10 protein-coding genes, 21 tRNA genes and 2 rRNA genes are annotated in these 16,458 nt (G+C 46.7%); 3 read left to right on the top strand and 30 right to left on the bottom strand.

The annotated features are described in order from the left end of the window. Nucleotides 1-2: 2 nt before the first annotated feature. A complete protein-coding gene (gene menD / locus ACQCVH_RS00165) occupies nt 3-1,751 on the bottom strand; it encodes a 2-succinyl-5-enolpyruvyl-6-hydroxy-3-cyclohexene-1-carboxylic-acid synthase (protein WP_426833940.1) in 1,749 nt (582 codons plus the stop codon). Then, nucleotides 1,748-3,154 (bottom strand): isochorismate synthase, encoded by a 1,407-nt coding sequence (locus ACQCVH_RS00160; protein WP_426833939.1) that lies wholly within the window; start codon nt 3,152-3,154, stop codon nt 1,748-1,750. Before ACQCVH_RS00160 ends, menD begins: the two co-directional genes overlap by 4 nt. Before the next feature lie 355 nt (nt 3,155-3,509). On the opposite strand from ACQCVH_RS00160, the gene ACQCVH_RS00155 reads away from it, so the two are divergent. Both ACQCVH_RS00155 and ACQCVH_RS00150 read left to right on the top strand, forming a co-directional pair. After that, complete coding sequence (locus ACQCVH_RS00155) at nt 3,510-4,442, top strand: 1,4-dihydroxy-2-naphthoate polyprenyltransferase (protein WP_426833938.1); 933 nt, start codon at nt 3,510-3,512, stop codon at nt 4,440-4,442. A 183-nt stretch (nt 4,443-4,625) separates the two neighbouring features. Next, nucleotides 4,626-5,384 (top strand): TraR/DksA C4-type zinc finger protein, encoded by a 759-nt coding sequence (locus tag ACQCVH_RS00150; protein ID WP_426833937.1) that lies wholly within the window; start codon nt 4,626-4,628, stop codon nt 5,382-5,384. A gap of 64 nt (nt 5,385-5,448) precedes the next feature. On the opposite strand, the gene ACQCVH_RS00145 is transcribed toward ACQCVH_RS00150, so the two are convergent. From ACQCVH_RS00145 to glgB, 5 genes are read right to left on the bottom strand one after another with little or no spacing between them, the layout of a single operon-like run. Next, complete coding sequence (locus tag ACQCVH_RS00145; RefSeq protein WP_426833936.1) at nt 5,449-7,857, bottom strand: glycogen/starch/alpha-glucan phosphorylase; 2,409 nt, start codon at nt 7,855-7,857, stop codon at nt 5,449-5,451. A 4-nt stretch (nt 7,858-7,861) separates the two neighbouring features. Beyond that, nucleotides 7,862-9,298 carry a glycogen synthase GlgA gene (glgA, locus tag ACQCVH_RS00140; RefSeq protein ID WP_426833935.1) on the bottom strand — a complete coding sequence of 479 codons (1,437 nt, stop codon included), beginning with the start codon at nt 9,296-9,298 and terminating at the stop codon, nt 7,862-7,864. After that, nucleotides 9,295-10,323, bottom strand: a complete 1,029-nt coding sequence (locus ACQCVH_RS00135) for a GlgC family sugar phosphate nucleotidyltransferase (protein WP_426833934.1) — start codon at nt 10,321-10,323, stop codon at nt 9,295-9,297. The genes glgA and ACQCVH_RS00135 overlap by 4 nt, the downstream gene beginning before the upstream one ends. A gap of 25 nt (nt 10,324-10,348) precedes the next feature. Continuing rightward, a complete protein-coding gene (locus tag ACQCVH_RS00130; RefSeq protein ID WP_426833933.1) occupies nt 10,349-11,494 on the bottom strand; it encodes a glucose-1-phosphate adenylyltransferase in 1,146 nt (381 codons plus the stop codon). Continuing rightward, nucleotides 11,436-13,382 carry a 1,4-alpha-glucan branching protein GlgB gene (glgB, locus tag ACQCVH_RS00125; RefSeq protein ID WP_426834424.1) on the bottom strand — a complete coding sequence of 649 codons (1,947 nt, stop codon included), beginning with the start codon at nt 13,380-13,382 and terminating at the stop codon, nt 11,436-11,438. The genes ACQCVH_RS00130 and glgB overlap by 59 nt, the downstream gene beginning before the upstream one ends. A gap of 190 nt (nt 13,383-13,572) precedes the next feature. Between glgB and ACQCVH_RS00120 the strand changes: the two genes are divergently transcribed. Further along, nucleotides 13,573-13,770 (top strand): hypothetical protein, encoded by a 198-nt coding sequence (locus tag ACQCVH_RS00120; protein WP_426833932.1) that lies wholly within the window; start codon nt 13,573-13,575, stop codon nt 13,768-13,770. Between the two features lie 72 nt (nt 13,771-13,842). Here ACQCVH_RS00120 and ACQCVH_RS00115 read toward each other — a convergent pair. The 23 genes from ACQCVH_RS00115 to ACQCVH_RS00005 all read right to left on the bottom strand — a co-directional run. After that, nucleotides 13,843-13,914: transfer RNA gene (locus tag ACQCVH_RS00115), tRNA-Glu, on the bottom strand. Between the two features lie 3 nt (nt 13,915-13,917). Then, a tRNA-Ser gene (locus ACQCVH_RS00110) sits at nt 13,918-14,008 on the bottom strand. Between the two features lie 4 nt (nt 14,009-14,012). Beyond that, nucleotides 14,013-14,087 (bottom strand) — tRNA-Asn (locus tag ACQCVH_RS00105). 1 nt (nt 14,088) lies between these two features. After that, nucleotides 14,089-14,165: transfer RNA gene (locus ACQCVH_RS00100), tRNA-Ile, on the bottom strand. Nucleotides 14,166-14,169: 4 nt separating this feature from the next. After that, nucleotides 14,170-14,243: transfer RNA gene (locus tag ACQCVH_RS00095), tRNA-Gly, on the bottom strand. A 7-nt stretch (nt 14,244-14,250) separates the two neighbouring features. Beyond that, a tRNA-His gene (locus ACQCVH_RS00090) sits at nt 14,251-14,326 on the bottom strand. Between the two features lie 32 nt (nt 14,327-14,358). Continuing rightward, a tRNA-Phe gene (locus ACQCVH_RS00085) sits at nt 14,359-14,434 on the bottom strand. A 30-nt stretch (nt 14,435-14,464) separates the two neighbouring features. Further along, nucleotides 14,465-14,540: transfer RNA gene (locus tag ACQCVH_RS00080), tRNA-Asp, on the bottom strand. Nucleotides 14,541-14,687: 147 nt separating this feature from the next. Continuing rightward, nucleotides 14,688-14,761, bottom strand: a tRNA-Met gene (locus ACQCVH_RS00075). Nucleotides 14,762-14,929: 168 nt separating this feature from the next. Next, a tRNA-Ser gene (locus tag ACQCVH_RS00070) sits at nt 14,930-15,022 on the bottom strand. A 14-nt stretch (nt 15,023-15,036) separates the two neighbouring features. Further along, a tRNA-Ile gene (locus tag ACQCVH_RS00065) sits at nt 15,037-15,113 on the bottom strand. A gap of 6 nt (nt 15,114-15,119) precedes the next feature. Then, nucleotides 15,120-15,196: transfer RNA gene (locus ACQCVH_RS00060), tRNA-Met, on the bottom strand. A 26-nt stretch (nt 15,197-15,222) separates the two neighbouring features. Further along, nucleotides 15,223-15,298 (bottom strand) — tRNA-Ala (locus tag ACQCVH_RS00055). A gap of 15 nt (nt 15,299-15,313) precedes the next feature. After that, nucleotides 15,314-15,390: transfer RNA gene (locus ACQCVH_RS00050), tRNA-Pro, on the bottom strand. A gap of 117 nt (nt 15,391-15,507) precedes the next feature. Then, nucleotides 15,508-15,584: transfer RNA gene (locus tag ACQCVH_RS00045), tRNA-Arg, on the bottom strand. Between the two features lie 19 nt (nt 15,585-15,603). Continuing rightward, nucleotides 15,604-15,692, bottom strand: a tRNA-Leu gene (locus ACQCVH_RS00040). A gap of 6 nt (nt 15,693-15,698) precedes the next feature. Next, nucleotides 15,699-15,773 (bottom strand) — tRNA-Gly (locus tag ACQCVH_RS00035). Between the two features lie 9 nt (nt 15,774-15,782). Continuing rightward, nucleotides 15,783-15,867: transfer RNA gene (locus ACQCVH_RS00030), tRNA-Leu, on the bottom strand. Between the two features lie 23 nt (nt 15,868-15,890). Further along, nucleotides 15,891-15,966, bottom strand: a tRNA-Lys gene (locus tag ACQCVH_RS00025). 9 nt (nt 15,967-15,975) lie between these two features. Beyond that, nucleotides 15,976-16,051, bottom strand: a tRNA-Thr gene (locus tag ACQCVH_RS00020). 5 nt (nt 16,052-16,056) lie between these two features. Beyond that, nucleotides 16,057-16,132 (bottom strand) — tRNA-Val (locus tag ACQCVH_RS00015). Nucleotides 16,133-16,140: 8 nt separating this feature from the next. Then, nucleotides 16,141-16,257: ribosomal RNA gene (gene rrf / locus ACQCVH_RS00010) — 5S ribosomal RNA — on the bottom strand. A gap of 118 nt (nt 16,258-16,375) precedes the next feature. Next, a 23S ribosomal RNA gene (locus tag ACQCVH_RS00005) occupies nt 16,376-16,458 on the bottom strand; the annotation flags it as partial.

Below are 16,458 nucleotides of genomic sequence, written 5' to 3'. Positions count from 1 at the left end.
TCTTATTCTCCTTTTAGGAACAGGGTTATTTCCCGGGAAACACGATTCCACAATTCTCGATGCTCAGCAAGGTTTTTGTCCCGGTTTGTCATTATTTCGGTTACCTTTAGGCCGCGTTCACCATAGCCCTCTTTAATGGCACCCTCAAAGTCTTCCCAAGTTTCAGCGCGGATGAATTTCGCCCCGTAAAGCCTGGCCGCATGTTCAAAATCCAGATCCAAAGGCGTTCCAAAAAGGAGCTCAAAGTTCTTTTTCTCGCCTGCCTGCGGCAGGAATGAAAATATACCGCCGCCATTGTTATTGATGAGCAGGATATGGATATTGATATTGTGGAGTTTTGAAACAATCAGGCCATTAAGGTCATGGAAAAATGTCAAATCCCCCAGCACCAGATAAAGGGGCTGAGAATATAAGCCTGCTCCAAGTGCTGTGGAAACGATCCCATCAATTCCATTTGCACCCCTGTTGCCCATCACCCGAATGCTTTTGCCATTATTGTGGAAGAAGGTATCGAGATCACGGATTGGCATGCTGTTTCCGACAAACAGTGTACTCTCATCAGGCAGAAGCTCTGCAAGCTGGAGAAACAGCTTTCCCTCACTCATTTCTACAGCCGAGCCGGCCTCTGCAAGCACCAGCTTCGTTTTTTCATTGACCGCTATCCATAGCGCACTATACTCGCCGCCAGGCTCCCTGTGTTCAGCAAAGCTCCGTATCTTCTCACAGAAGAGGGCTTCACTGCAATAGACCATTTCTGAAGAAAGCAGGGATGGGTCACGCCAGCCTGCACCGCCATCGACAACAACTTGCCTGCTATCCTTGTTTTCTTTTAAGAATATGGTGAGTGCCTTTGAAACAGGCATTGAACCAAAGCGGATCACCACATCGGGCTTCAGGGCTTCTTTTGCCGCATCGGTCCTCAGGAAGCTGTCATATCCGTCAATGACAAGCGCTTTTCCATGCTTTCCGCTTCTCAGCTGTGAAAGCGGATCTGCCAATATTGGATAATCAAGCGTCTCTGCCAGCTTGACCACTTCAGATACAAACCGGCTGTCATCATTTGGCCCGCAAATGAGGATGCCTTTTTGGAAGGATGAAAGGACGTCTGCCATCTCTCTAAAAACAGAATCTGGAAGAGCAAGCTCCCCCTGCTGGATGGAGACAAAACCTTCAGGCCTTTCCTGGCTTTCGAACAGATTTTCATCGAGCTTAGGTATAAGGGGCTCACGAAAAGGAAAGTTGAGGTGAACAGGACCGGCAGGGGCCTTAACTGACTCTGCGCAGGCCCTGGCACATACTGTCCTGGCATATCTGATCATTTCATCCGAATTCTCGGGCGGCGCCATTTCTGCAAACCATTTTACATGCCCGCCGTAAAGGTGGATCTGATCGATTGCCTGTGGAGCCCCTACATCCCTCAGCTCATGGGGCCGGTCTGCCGTCAGGACAACAAGCGGGACTCTTGAGATCTTTGCCTCAACAACGGCCGGAAAATAATTCGCCGCAGCTGTCCCTGAGGTACAAAGCAGGGCAGCCGGCATGCCTGATGCTTTGGCGATCCCAAGGGCAAAAAAGCCTGCTGAGCGCTCATCCACATGAATATGCACATTGAGGTCCGGATGCTCCGCCATGACCATGGCCATCGGCGTAGAACGGGATCCCGGGCTGACAACAACGTCCCGGACACCGGTTTTGGCCAGCTCCGAGACAAATGCAGCGATATAAGTTGTTAATGCTTCTTGATGATTCATTCTGATAGTCCTCCCAGAGCTGACCGCATAGGACGGAATTTGATCTTGGTTTCCATGAATTCGCTCTCAGCGTTTGAATTCTCCACGATTCCGCATCCGGCAAACAAGGAAGCTTCATCTCCCTGAAGAAGGCCGGAACGGATCGATACAGCAAATTCTCCATTTCCGCTGTAGTCAATCCAGCCCAGCGGCCCTGCATAATAGCCCCGGTCTAATTCCTCAATCTCTCTAATCATAGCTACAGCTTCCTGCTTTGGCAGCCCGCCGAGCGCAGGGGTCGGATGAAGTTTCTCAACCAGCAGGAGCAATGAAGCTTCCTCCTTTGTCGTACCCTCCACTGGTGTGTACAAATGCTGGATATGCTTCATTTTCAACAGCTGGGGCTTTGAAGGAATCTTAATCTCCTCGCAGGCTTCGTCCATGGCTGTTTTTATCATATCAACCACATACTGATGCTCGATGAGATTCTTTTCGTCCGATAATAAGGCCTCGCCAAGTGCCTGGTCATCCTCGGGAGTCTTTCCCCTCGGGATGCTCCCGGCCAGGCAGGTCGAATAAAGACTTTTTCCTTTCTTTTTAACAAGCCGTTCGGGAGTGGCCCCGATAAAACAGTCTCCTTGGGATTCAAAAGCAAAGATAAAGCTTTCATTCTGTTCATTGTGAAGATTGCCTAATACCTGTTCCGCTTCTATATGCCCGGAAAAAGAAAGCCGCAGTTCCCTTGCAAGGACCACTTTCTTAAGCTTTCCAGCCTTGAGCTCTTCGACCGCTGAAGTGACTGAATCCATCCATTCCTGCGGATGAATTTCCTCTTCAGAGATAAGCCTGCCTTCATTCTCCTGAACAGGTGCCCCAATCCCTTCAAGCAGGAGGCGTCTTTCTTCCCTGACTTTTTCAGCAAGCGATACATCATCATGTTTCGTGCAGACAATATTGGTCGTCAGGAATGTTTGTCCTTCTGTCTGCGTCAGCAAATACCTCGGAACATGAAAAAGAGAATCCGGATATTTGGACCATAATGCGGTCTTTTCCTTTTCCGGATCAAAAGAGAATCCCCCGAACAGGGCAGGGCCTGCAGCGGCGGCAGAGTATTCATTATATATGACTGCATTGCGGATAAAGCGCTTCCACTCTTTTTCTACATGAGAAAAACGGCCGGAAGCCTGATCCGACTGAATAAGTTTGCATATTCCCAAACCAGCTAGGATGGTTTCATTTGAAGGATCTTTCCAGTAAAAGCGTTCACCAAAAAACGCCTGTCTTCCTGAAGCAAAGAATGATAATGGGTCAATATAGTCCAATTTATGGACTTCACTGACAAGGATAGGCTCCGAAAAAGCCCCGGCCTTTTTAATTGCTTCCAGGATTCCTTCCTTAAGTTCCGTATCCTGTATCGTAACCAAGAAAATCCCTCCAATAACAGCTTTACCGCTGTTATTCTTTCGTTTTTCAGCTTATTTTAAGATACACCTCATGATTATATGATGTCAACAACATCGGCCTGATGATGCATGTATCCTCATTATTATAATAGGCTGCTCTTCACGTTTTCCTTCCATATTCTTTGTTTGGCTGCAGGCGGCAGAAAAAAGGCGGAAAGTCAGAGAATTCCCGCCTCGGCAGTATGCAAAAATCCATTGACACCCCATTGATCTTTGCTAAACTTGAATATGTCAGGATATTTTTGACCTGGAGCTTATTTTAAGCTAAAATATAAAGGTTTGTTATACAAAGAATACATTAAGGGGAGAGTCAAAAATGCAACCACAAACGCATCCCGATCCTTCGCCTGCCATGAAATCGGGCGGATGGAGAGTCTGGTGGCAATTAACCAGGCCGCACACCTTGACGGCAGCTTTTGTGCCCGTCCTGCTGGGCACTGCTTTAGCAATAGATAAAACAGAAATCAGCTTCAGCCTTTTCCTGGCCATGCTAATGGCCAGCCTCCTGATTCAGGCGGCTACAAATATGTTCAATGAATATTTTGATTTCAAGCGGGGCCTTGATACAGCTGAATCAATCGGGATCGGCGGCGCCATCGTCCGTGAAGGGATAAAACCGAAGACAGTTATTCAGCTTGCCTTTACACTTTACTTCATTGCGCTGCTCCTTGGCGTCTATATCTGCATGAACAGCAGCTGGTGGCTTGCAGCTGTAGGCCTTGTCTGTATGGCAGCCGGCTATTTGTATACTGGCGGCCCTTTCCCTATTGCCTATACGCCATTTGGGGAAATTGTAGCAGGATTTTTCATGGGGATGATGATTATCCTCATATCCTTCTTTATCCAGACAGGCACAGTTACGATGCTTAGTGTCATGATTTCAGTTCCGATTTTTATCCTTGTCGGACTGATCCTGATGGCCAACAATATCAGGGATCTGGATGGAGACAAGGAATTTGGAAGGAAGACCCTGGCTATTCTGCTCGGCAGGGACAAGGCGATATACTTCCTGGGAATCATGTTCACCATTTCCTATATATGGATATTTGTGATGATAGCTGCAGGTTATATCTCTCCATGGCTGGCCATTGTCGCTCTGAGTATTCCAAAGGCTGTAAAGGCCACAAAGGGCTTCATCGGCAAAACAAAGCCGGCCCAAATGATGCCTGCCATGGTTGCTACTGCACAGACGAATACCATTTTCGGTTTTCTGCTGTCTGTCGGCCTGTTTCTGGGATATTTATTGTAAAGTTTGATGCAAAAGCCCTCTGCTACTCTGCAGAGGGCTTTTTTGCGGTCGTCTTACCATGTTTCATTGGCTGAATAAAGGGTAATTTCTAAGCAAGGCAAATGGGCCTGCATGAACTGTCAGCTTAGCCGGGAACGGCCTTTTATTCTAATAAATACTACTAATGGAACAGGATGTGGAATAATGATTACCAAGGATCAAATCAACGAACTGAAGGCTCAGCTGGAAGAAGATAAGAAAACCATTAAAGAACAGCTGGATAGTGACACGAACAGCCGCTTTGACAATGAAAGCGCAAGAGATACAGTCGGTGAGCTTTCAATGTACGATAACCACCCCGGCGATGCGGGCACTGAGCTTTTTGAAAGAGAGAAGGACCAGGCAATTGAAGAGCATCAGAACGAGGAATTAGATAAAGTGAACACAGCCCTCCAGGCAATTGAGGACGGCACTTACGGAAAATGCAAGGAGTGCGGAAAGGACCTGCCCTTTGAAAGGCTCGAGGCAGTCCCAACGGCTTTATATTGTGTTGATCATGCTCCTTCACAGCATCCTGCATCAGACCGGCCTGCAGAAGAAGATGTGCTGAGTCCCAATCATGATAACCATTTTAATTTTGATGACTACAAAGACATTAATGATGAACAGGACAGCTTTGTACAGGCTGCCAGCTATGGCACTTCCGAAACACCGTCCGATTTCAATGGACAGCATGAGGATTATAACAGCCTCTATGATACAGATCATAATGATGAAGGATTCACTGAAGAATATGAGACCTTCAGTGCGACAGACATAGACGGGAAAAATCGAAGGGTTGTCCGCTCCGATACAGAGGAGCAATATCAGCAGGAATTAGAAGAAGAAAACCTCGATGCGCCGTTTGGCAAAGTCCCTTATAAAAAAGGGGACAGCTATCTGGAGGATAAGGAAAACGAATGACAGCTGAAAAAGCGGCAAACAAAAGGCCTGGGGGAAACCAGGCCTTTTGTTTGCTTCTGAAAATTCATTTAGAAGAATGGCTTGCTGCCGGCTGGATATGCCAAATTTCCTCTGCATATTCACGGATGGTCCGGTCGCTGGAGAAATGACCTGATGCAGCAATGTTCATCAGGCTTTTCCGCTGCCACCCAAGCCGGTCTCCATAGGCAATAGCTGCCTGTTTCTGTATGGCTGCATAGGAATCGAAATCCCGGAGGACAAAATATTGATCATTATGCATCAACAGCGAATCCGCGATGCTTTCAAACTCATCTCCGGCATAGGGGAAAAATCCATTGGTAAGCTGATTGATGATGGTGCTGATCCTTTTATCAAGATGATAATAGTCCATTGAACGGTATTCTCCATTCTGCTGAAAGCGGAGAACCTCTTCAGCAGCCAGCCCGAAAATGAAAATATTCTCTTCCCCCACCCTTTCCAGTATCTCTACATTGGCGCCGTCCAGAGTACCGACGGTAAGAGCCCCATTCATCATGAACTTCATATTGCCCGTTCCTGATGCCTCCTTGCTGGCAGTGGAAATCTGTTCACTGATGTCTGCAGCAGGGAAAATTTCCTCAGCAAGGGATACCCGGTAATTTTCAAGAAATACGACTTTAATCAGCTTATTCGCAGCAGAATCATTGTTCACTTTTTCAGCAACTGTATTGATAAGTTTGATGATCTTTTTCGCATAATAATAGCCCGGAGACGCCTTAGCACCAAATATGAAAGTCCGGGGCTGAATGTGGGAATCCCCCTCTTTGATCCGATTATACATATGCATGATATGAAGCACGTTCAACAGCTGCCTTTTATAGGCATGAAGCCTTTTTACCTGAATATCAAAAATAGATGACGCATCAATGGAAAGGCCTGTCTGCTGCTTGATCCGGCGGGCAAGCCGTTGTTTATTTTCCTCTTTGATCAGCTCAAGCTCCAGCAGCATACTGCTGTCTTCCGCAAATTTGGCCATTTCTCCCAAGCGGTGGGGCTCCTTTATCCAGCCGGGACCGATTGCTTCTGAAATCAGGCCCGCCAGGCGGGGATTGGAATTCAGCAGCCACCGCCTGTGTGTAATGCCATTGGTTTTATTATTGAATTTTTCAGGGAATAATTCGTAAAACTGTTTCATTTCCCTATGTTTCAGTATTTCTGTGTGAAGAGCTGCCACACCATTGACACTGTGGCTTCCGGCAAGGGCCAGATGAGCCATTTTCACTTCTCCATCGGAAATGATGGCCATAGACTGGATCCGCTCCCAATCACCGGGGTACTTTTCCTCCAGTTTCAGGCAGAAACGCTTGTTGATTTCTTCTGCAATCATATAAATCCTTGGAAGAAGAGGCTGAAACAGGCGGATCGGCCATTTTTCCAATGCTTCAGAAAGCGTCGTATGATTTGTATAGGAAATCGTTGAAACCGTAATCTCCCATGCTTCTTCCCAGGCCATCTCTTCTTCATCTACAAGAATTCTCATCAATTCAGGAATCGCAAGGACCGGATGGGTATCATTTATATGGATGCTGATGAACTGATCGAAATCCTTCATATTTCCATGCTGCTTTTTAAAGGACTCTATAATTGACCGGATACTTGCTGATACAAGAAAATACTGCTGTTTAAGACGCAGGATCTTGCCTTCATCATGTGTGTCATCCGGATACAGGAATTCCGAAATCAGCTCTGTTTCCCTTTTATATTGCATGATGTTATTATACTGGGGAAAAGGAGAAGGCTCCGCACTCCAGAGCCTTAATGTATTGACTGTCTCAGTTTGGTACCCTGCAACCGGCATATCGTACGGAACAGCAGTAACCGTCTCGCCAGGCAGATGCCTGAAAACCAGCCTGCCTTCTTCCTCACTGCATTCCACTCTTCCCCAAAAAGGGATCTCCACTGCAGAATCAGCCTTTCTTATTTCCCAGACGTTTCCATGCCTCAGCCACTGTTCCGGCAGCTCGACCTGATATCCGTCGACAATCTTCTGCTCAAAAAGCCCATGCTTATAGCGTATACCGCACCCATGCCCTGGCAGATCGAGCGATGCAAGGGAATCAAGGAAACAGGCTGCAAGCCTGCCAAGCCCCCCGTTCCCCAGGCCCCCATCGGGCTCTGACTCTTCAAGACCGCCCAGTTCAATGCCAAGGTCCTGCAGCCCCTCCTCAACGACTTTATGAATGCCGAGATTAAGCAGATTATTGCGCAGCAGCCGCCCAAGAAGGAATTCAATGGATAAATAATAGACCTGTTTTTGCTTGATCATCCTGCTGCGCTCATTTGTGTAGATCCAGTTCATACTGACATATTCCCTTACCATATGTCCAAGGGTCTGGTATTGATCGCGCTTTGTGCTGTCAGGAAAGCTTTTTCCACTGGTCATTTCAAGCCTTGTCAAAAAGACCTCCTTGAACTCTTCCTTATCCGAAAACATCCTCTCACTCCCCTGAAACAAGCCCTTCGTAAAGCTTGCTGTACTTGAACGCAGACTGGGCCCAGCTGTAATCCAGGCTCATCGTCCTCTTGACCAGCTCTTTCCACTCTTCTTTCCGGCTATAAAAGTAAATGGCCCGATTGATGGTATAGAGCATATCGTGGGCATTAAAGTTAGTAAAAGAGAAGCCGTTTCCTTCTCCTGCCTCCCCATTATATGAATGGACTGTATCGTTTAATCCCCCCGTCTCCCTGACGATCGGAATCGTTCCGTACCTCATGGCGATCAGCTGTCCGAGGCCGCATGGCTCAAACTTCGAAGGCATCAGGAATAAATCAGCGCCTGCATATATTTTATGAGCCAGCTCCTCATTAAAGCGTATGTACGCTCTTACTTTTTCCGGATAAACCCGCTCCATCCCGGCAAAGAATTGTTCAAATTCCTCTTCTCCGGTGCCAAGGACAACGAATTGTACCTCCTCTGACAATAGCTCCTGAAAGACACACTTTACAAGATCAAGCCCTTTTTGGCTCGTCAGCCTGGTAATCATCGCAATAATAGGCACTTCAGGCTGTTCCGGGAGGCCCGCCAGCTTTTGAAGGCTGCGCTTATTCTTGCCTTTATTTGTTAATAGATTCACATTATATGGCGCAGCAATCATCTGATCATTTTCAGGATCATAAAAATCAGCATCAATTCCATTAAGGATGCCGGTCAGGTCCTCGTCCCGCAGCCTCAGCAGCCCCTCAAGCTTCTCTCCGTAATATTTATTCTGAATTTCAGCCTTATAGGTAGGACTGACGGTTGTTATCTTATCGGCAGATGTAAGGGCCGCCTTCATAAAATTGATGCAGCCGTAAAATTCAAGCTGCTCTGCATTAAAACAAAGCTCGTCAAGGCCAAATAAGTCAGTAAGCGCCTCTTTTGGCATAATGCCCTGGAATTGAAGATTATGAATGGTAAACACGCTTTTTATAGAAGCATATTCCTTTGCATCTCTGTATTGAACATTCAGCAAGAAGGGGACCATCCCCGTATGCCAGTCATGGCAATGGATGATATCAGGATAGAAATCCAGCTCTCTCATGCTTTCCAGGACCGCCCTGCTGAAGTAAGCAAATCTTTCCCCATCATCAAAATATCCGTATAGCTGATCCCGTAAAAAATAATACTCGTTATCGACAAAATAAAAAATGACACCATCATGGACAAGCTCTTCGATTCCGCAATACTGGTTCCGCCACCCAACAGAAATGCTGAACTCCCTGATCTTTTTCATTTTCTTTTTATAGGTGTCCGGTATGCTCCCATACTTAGGCAGCACAATTCTAACGTCCGTCCCCAGCTTTTTCAATTCTTTCGGCAGGGAGCCTGCCACATCGGCAAGCCCTCCAGATTTAACGAATGGTACACACTCAGATACAGCGAATAAGACTTTCATGAATTCATCAGCGCCCCTTGTATAGTTCCTTTCCGGATTACGATCGGCTGGACAGGGGAACCTTCCATTAGAGTCCCTGATTCAATTCTGACATCTTTGTCGATGATGACTGAATCCAATATACAATTTTCACCTATCTGGCATTTTTGCATAATGATGCAATTTCTCACAACTGACCCTTTCCCGATTCTGACTGCCCTGGAGATGATGCTGTTTTCGACCGTTCCCTCTATAAGGCATCCGTTTGCCACCATGCTGTTATTGACCCCTGCGCCTTTCAGATACCTTGCAGGCGGCTCATCCTTTACCTTAGTATAGACTGGCTGATCTTTGCGGAACAGCTTGTGGAATGTTTCGGGCTCGAGCATGCTCATGCTTGCCAGGTAGTAGTTTTCAATCGAGTCGATTCTTGCAATATGTCCGGTATATTCGTAAGTGCAGACTTTATACACATGATTCAGGTCGGCTGCAATATCACTCATGCAGGAGTAGCCCGTTTCATTTCTGTTTTCGATGAATTCGATTAGCTGGGAGGTTTTTACAAGGTACATTTCAAGAGATCTTCCGTTATGCCTGAGTTCCGTAATATCACATCCGGACTGGATATGCCTTTCAAGGGCCGGCCGAAAATCCATATTAAGAACCGTATAGCAATTTGCTATTAAAGAATATACCTGATTGCTGCGGTAGAAATAATCAAGGTTGGCTGCAAAATGATTGAAGGAACCTACCCCCTGCCGAGGCCCATCAAGGAGAGGCGATGGAAAGAAAAAGAGGCCGTCTCTTTTTCTGTTCAAATCCCAATTCTTTCCTGAACCAAGATGGTCCATCAGTGACCTGTATTGAAATTTCGGGAAAATGGCCACACTGGCAATCCCTGAGTTGACCATGCTCGAGAGAACAAAATCAATCAACCGGTAGCGGCCTGCAAAGGGCACTGCCGCAAGAGAGCGGTGGACTATCAGTTCCTCCAGTCCTTCATGATAGGTTGTTGCATCTATAACACCCAGCAATCTCTTATTCAACTATATCCCCTCCTGATTTATATTCTTATGAATGGATTTCCTTAATCATTTCTTCTGTCACCAGGATTATTTCACCCTCATTCTTATCATCCCTGATAACTGTTCCGTCCGGTATATACATTTCAGAAGGAACAATTGCTCTTTCAATAAAGACATTCTTCCCGATGACAGCATTCGGCATAATGACCGATTCTTTTATGATCGAGCCTGCTTTGACCTCAACTCCCTGAAACAGGACCGTTTTATAAATCTCTCCTTCTATTACACAGCCTTCATTGATCATCGACTCATCCACTTCCGCCATCGGCGCGATATATTGCGGCGGATGGTTGGGATTCACAGAATAGATCCTCCAGGAATAATCATTCAGATCCAGCTGGCAATCATCATCCAGCAAGTCCATATTGGCTTCCCAAAGGCTTTGGACAGTTCCCACATCCTTCCAGTAACCGCTGAAAGGATAGGCATAGAGCCTTTTGCGGTCATTTAGAAGCTTTGGAATGATATCCTTTCCGAAGTCATGCGAGGAATCCTTATCCAGATCGTCCAGTTCCAGATATTCCTTAAGCACATCCCATTTAAATATATAAATTCCCATCGAGGCCATATTATTTCTCGGATTCTCCGGCTTCTCATCAAATTCTGAAATGCTCAGATCATCGTTCGTATTCATGATTCCGAAGCGGCTGGCTTCCTCCCAGGGAACTTCTTTGACGGAAATAGTGGCATCAGCATTCTTCTCAATATGATAATCAAGCATCAGGTCATAATTCATCTTGTAGATATGATCGCCTGACAGGATGAGCACATATTCTGGTTCATGCTGCTTAAGATAGTTGATATTTTGAAAGATCGCACTCGCCGTGCCTGTATACCACTTCACTTCTGAAGATTCGGCATATGGCGGCAAAACGGTTACCCCGCCATTCATTCTGTCCAGATCCCAGGCGCTTCCTATCCCGATATAGGAGTTAAGTACAAGAGGCTGATACTGGGTCAGAACACCGACTGTATCAATCCCTGAATTAGTACAATTGCTCAAGGTGAAATCAATGATCCGGTATTTGCCTCCAAATGGTACAGCTGGCTTTGCAAGATTTTCTGTCAGAGCGTTAAGCCTTGACCCTTTTCCCCCTGCCAGCAGCATTGCCACACATTTTGTCTTTGCCATTTCCTTTCCTCTCCTTTCGGTGTTTAACAGGACGCAAGATAGTAATGCCAAACGGCGGGATAGCCATTTGAATTGAATAAGGCCGGCCATGATATTCCAGTTCTTCTGTTTTGACGACCTTCTTGTTGATCCAGCCGGATCCCCCATATTCCTCCTTATCGCTGTTGAAGATTTCCCTGTAGCTTCCGGCATGCGGGACTCCGATCCTGAAGTTTCGATAAGGCTCGGCTGTAAAGTTGCATACTGCAATAAGATGTTCACCCTCCGCAGCACTGAAGCGGACAAAAGAGAAAATCGATTGTTCCCGGTTATCTGCATCAATCCACTCAAAGCCTTCATGGAGATGATCCAGTTCAAACAGGGGCTTGGATCTCCTGTAAAGCCGTATCAAATCCTTGGTATACCTGTTTGCTTTCTGGTGCATCTCATATTCCAGAAGAGTCCAGTCAAGCTCTTCCGAATCCTTCCATTCAGAAAATTGAGCGATTTCAAAGCCCATGAACAGCAGTTTCTTTCCGGGATGTGCCATCATATAGCCCAGGAGCAGCCGGAACTGGGCAAACTTTCTCCAATAATCCCCCGGCATTTTATCGAGGAGAGACTTCTTTCCATGTACAACTTCATCATGAGAAAGAGGTAATATATAGTTCTCCTTGAACGCGTATAAGAGTGAAAATGTAATATTGCCATGCTTTCCGGATCTCGCCTCTGGACTGGTTTCCATATATGCCAGTACATCATTCATCCAGCCCATATTCCATTTGTAATGAAAGCCAAGGCCCCCATAATGGGCAGGAGAGGTCACCTGGGGGAGATTTGATGAATCTTCAGCTGCTAAAAAAATGGAGGGATCATATTGCCTGATTGTGCTGTTGAGCTTGCGGAGGAACTCAATCCCAAACGGATTCTGATGGTGCTCATGGGAATTGGGCCAATAAATGATATTAGATACAGCATCCATCCTGAATCCATCTATATGATAGGTTTCAAGCCAGAATAAAGCATTGGAGATTAAAAAGCTCTGCACTTCATTGCGGCCCAGGTCAAAGTTTGAAGTGCCCCATACATAATTCTCCCTATCCTTCTCGTTCTTATATTCAAAAAGATGGGTTCCGTCAAAATTATAGAGCCCATGGGCATCTTTGCAGAAATGGCCGGGAACCCAGTCGAGGATGACACCGATGTTATGCTGATGGCATTGATCAACAAAGTACATCAAATCCTGGGGCTCTCCATACCTGCTGGTCGGAGAAAAATACCCTGTCCCCTGATAGCCCCAGGAGGCGTCGAGCGGATGCTCGACAAGAGGGAGCAATTCCACATGTGTGAAACCATGTTCAAGAACATAGGGCACAATTTCATCCGCCAGCTCCCTGTAATTCATCAGCCTCTTATCGATTTTTCGTTTCCACGTTCCGGCATGCATTTCATAGATGACTGCCGGTTCTGCGAAGGTATTTTTCTTCATCCTGCTTTTTAGCCATGATTGATCATTCCATTTATAGCCTTCAAGCGGCCAAACAACTGAAGCAGTGCCTGGCCTCTTCTCAGAATAGAAGGCATATGGATCAGCTTTGTGCAGCCTGGTTCCTCCATGTGTCAATATTTCATACTTATAAAGGCAGCCTGCCAAATCATTCTCAATTACTATGTGCCATACCCCTTCATTATTCATTCTATGTAATTTAAAATTTTCCCCGTTCCAGCTGTTAAAGTCCCCAACAACCCTGACCTCCTTAGCATTAGGAGCCCATACAGCAAACCTTGTGAAAGTATTGCCATCTTCATATATCAAGTGGGCACCAAATAGGCGGTGGCTGTCAAAAAGGGTGCCTTCATGAAATAAATGCATTTGATAGTCGGTGGGAAACATCGTTTTCACTGCCATCCTTCTCTCCAACAGATTTAAATTCATTAACTTTCTCTTTATATTCGTTCTCTATAGAAAAATACCTTGCGATATTTTTTTAAATTTTTCGATATTTTCTTTTATAATTCGATTATTTTTTAAAACTTGAGATGGTTTTAACGGAAAATGCCTATAATAAGCTTATGAATGTATGAAGGGAGGATTGAAGATGGCAAATCAAGAAGAAGAATTTCTCCTCCGGGAAAAACATGATGCCGGAGGAAAGCTGCCGCTGTTCGGTCCTGCAGATGGAAAAATCCTGGCAACGGGGGATATGTTCCGGGGCCCTTATACAGGGGTCGCATCAGATATAGATTTAAACAATCCGGGAAACCGGCTGCAAAATAAAGTAGACATTCCAGATTAAGGATCAGGCATACTGGTGGAAGAAAAAATGCATACAAAAAAGCTGCCAGCATGTGCTGACAGCTTTTTTGTATGACCCCTACGGGATTCGAACCCGTGTTACCGCCGTGAAAGGGCGGTGTCTTAACCGCTTGACCAAGGGGCCTTATGGCGGAGAAGGAGGGATTTGAACCCTCGCGCCGGTTGCCCGACCTACACCCTTAGCAGGGGCGCCTCTTCAGCCACTTGAGTACTTCCCCATATTGGCTCCGCAGGCAGGACTCGAACCTGCGACCGTTCGGTTAACAGCCGAATGCTCTACCACTGAGCTACTGCGGAATGGTGGGCCTAAATGGACTCGAACCATCGACCTCACGCTTATCAGGCGTGCGCTCTAACCAGCTGAGCTATAGGCCCACTTTGGAGCGGGTGATGGGAATCGAACCCACGACATCAGCTTGGAAGGCTGAGGTTTTACCATTAAACTACACCCGCAATATTATGGGGCGACTGATGGGAATCGAACCCACGAATGTCGGAACCACAATCCGATGCGTTAACCACTTCGCCACAATCGCCACTATTCAATGCTATTTGATAAAATAATAAATGGTGGCTCAGGACGGAATCGAACCGCCGACACAAGGATTTTCAGTCCTTTGCTCTACCGACTGAGCTACTGAGCCATAATGGATATTGATTTTTCAAGTAAATAATGGCGGTCCCGACGGGAATCGAACCCGCGATCTCCTGCGTGACAGGCAGGCATGTTAACCGCTACACCACGGGACCAGTATAATAAATAAGGCCTGAATTATGCCCGAGCAGTCTGCAGGACTGTCTCTTCCTCTTACAGATGACTCAAGGAAGAAATCCATTGAGACAGCTCGCAGCATATTCATTGGAGTGTTGCTTGTCGCTACACCACCGGACCAGGTATTGCGGGGGCAGGATTTGAACCTGCGACCTTCGGGTTATGAGCCCGACGAGCTACCGGACTGCTCCACCCCGCGACGATAAAAGTATAATTTTTCTTCGTTCCTGAATCTTTTTTGCATAAGACTGTCCCGGTCTCAGGAAGTGAACCAAGCAGCGGCTCGACCGGTACAACTCGCAGTTTTTTCAGTGGAGAATTGCTCGTTGCTCCACCCCGCGTCGATAAGAGTTATTAAAAAATATAATGGAGGAGGTAGAGGGATTCGAACCCCCGCGCGGTGTTACCCGCCTGTCGGTTTTCAAGACCGATCCCTTCAGCCAGACTTGGGTATACCTCCATAATTCAAGTAAGTGGTGGACCTTGTAGGACTCGAACCTACGACCGGACGGTTATGAGCCGTCTGCTCTAACCAGCTGAGCTAAAGGTCCTTAATTTGGTAGCGGCGGAGGGGATCGAACCCCCGACCTCACGGGTATGAACCGTACGCTCTAGCCAGCTGAGCTACACCGCCAAATCAAGTATTCTCATAAGGTTATATGGTGGAGCCTAGCGGGATCGAACCGCTGACCTCCTGCGTGCAAAGCAGGCGCTCTCCCAGCTGAGCTAAGGCCCCATATCAAATTTCAAATGGTCGGGAAGACAGGATTCGAACCTGCGACCCCTTGGTCCCAAACCAAGTGCTCTACCAAGCTGAGCTACTCCCCGTCATGTAAATGATAAGCGTCGAATTGCTTCAGTGCTTCCTTATTCACATCATCCTGCACATGGCAGTCAGGTGTTCACTCGTTGGCTTATATTCTTGCTTTCATTACATTAATAGTATGGCGCGCCCGAAAGGAGTCGAACCCATAACCTTCTGATCCGTAGTCAGACGCTCTATCCAATTGAGCTACGGGCGCATATTTAAAATGAATTGAATGGTGCCGAGGACCGGAATCGAACCGGTACGGTAGTCACCTACCGCAGGATTTTAAGTCCTGTGCGTCTGCCAGTTCCGCCACCCCGGCAATCTCTGGAGCGGAAGACGGGATTCGAACCCGCGACCCCCACCTTGGCAAGGTGATGTTCTACCACTGAACTACTTCCGCATATAAAATTGGTGCGGGTGAAGGGAGTCGAACCCCCACGCCTTGCGGCGCCAGATCCTAAGTCTGGTGCGTCTGCCAATTCCGCCACACCCGCATAATTCATTGCTAGAGATTGAATGGTGAGCCATGAAGGACTCGAACCTTCGACCCTCTGATTAAAAGTCAGATGCTCTACCGACTGAGCTAATGGCTCATTTGAAACTGGTGCCGGCTAGAGGACTTGAACCCCCAACCTACTGATTACAAGTCAGTTGCTCTACCAATTGAGCTAAACCGGCAAATATGGTGGAGGATGACGGGATCGAACCGCCGACCCTCTGCTTGTAAGGCAGATGCTCTCCCAGCTGAGCTAATCCTCCATATTAAAGCCCGGCAGCGTCCTACTCTCACAGGAGGAGAACCTCCAACTACCCTTGGCGCTGAGAAGCTTAACTTCCGTGTTCGGTATGGGAACGGGTGTGACCTTCTCGCTATCGCCACCAGACTATTTTTTCAAGACAAGTATTATTATATCATCTTGTTTTTGTTTTGCAAGGGATTTTTTAATTTTTTATTCCCTCAAAACTAGATAATGCAGAAGAAGAATTACAAAGCAATCAAATGTGGTTAAGTCCTCGATCTATTAGTATCTGTCAGCTCCACGTGTCACCACGCTTCCACCTCAGACCTATCAACCTGATCATCT

It is taken from the genome of Bacillus infantis (assembly GCF_050107595.1).
GTDB classification, from domain to species: domain Bacteria; phylum Bacillota; class Bacilli; order Bacillales; family Cytobacillaceae; genus Bacillus_AB; species Bacillus_AB infantis_C.
The sequence above is the reverse complement of the archived record's forward strand: the minus strand, read 5'-3'. Positions and strand labels throughout refer to the sequence as shown.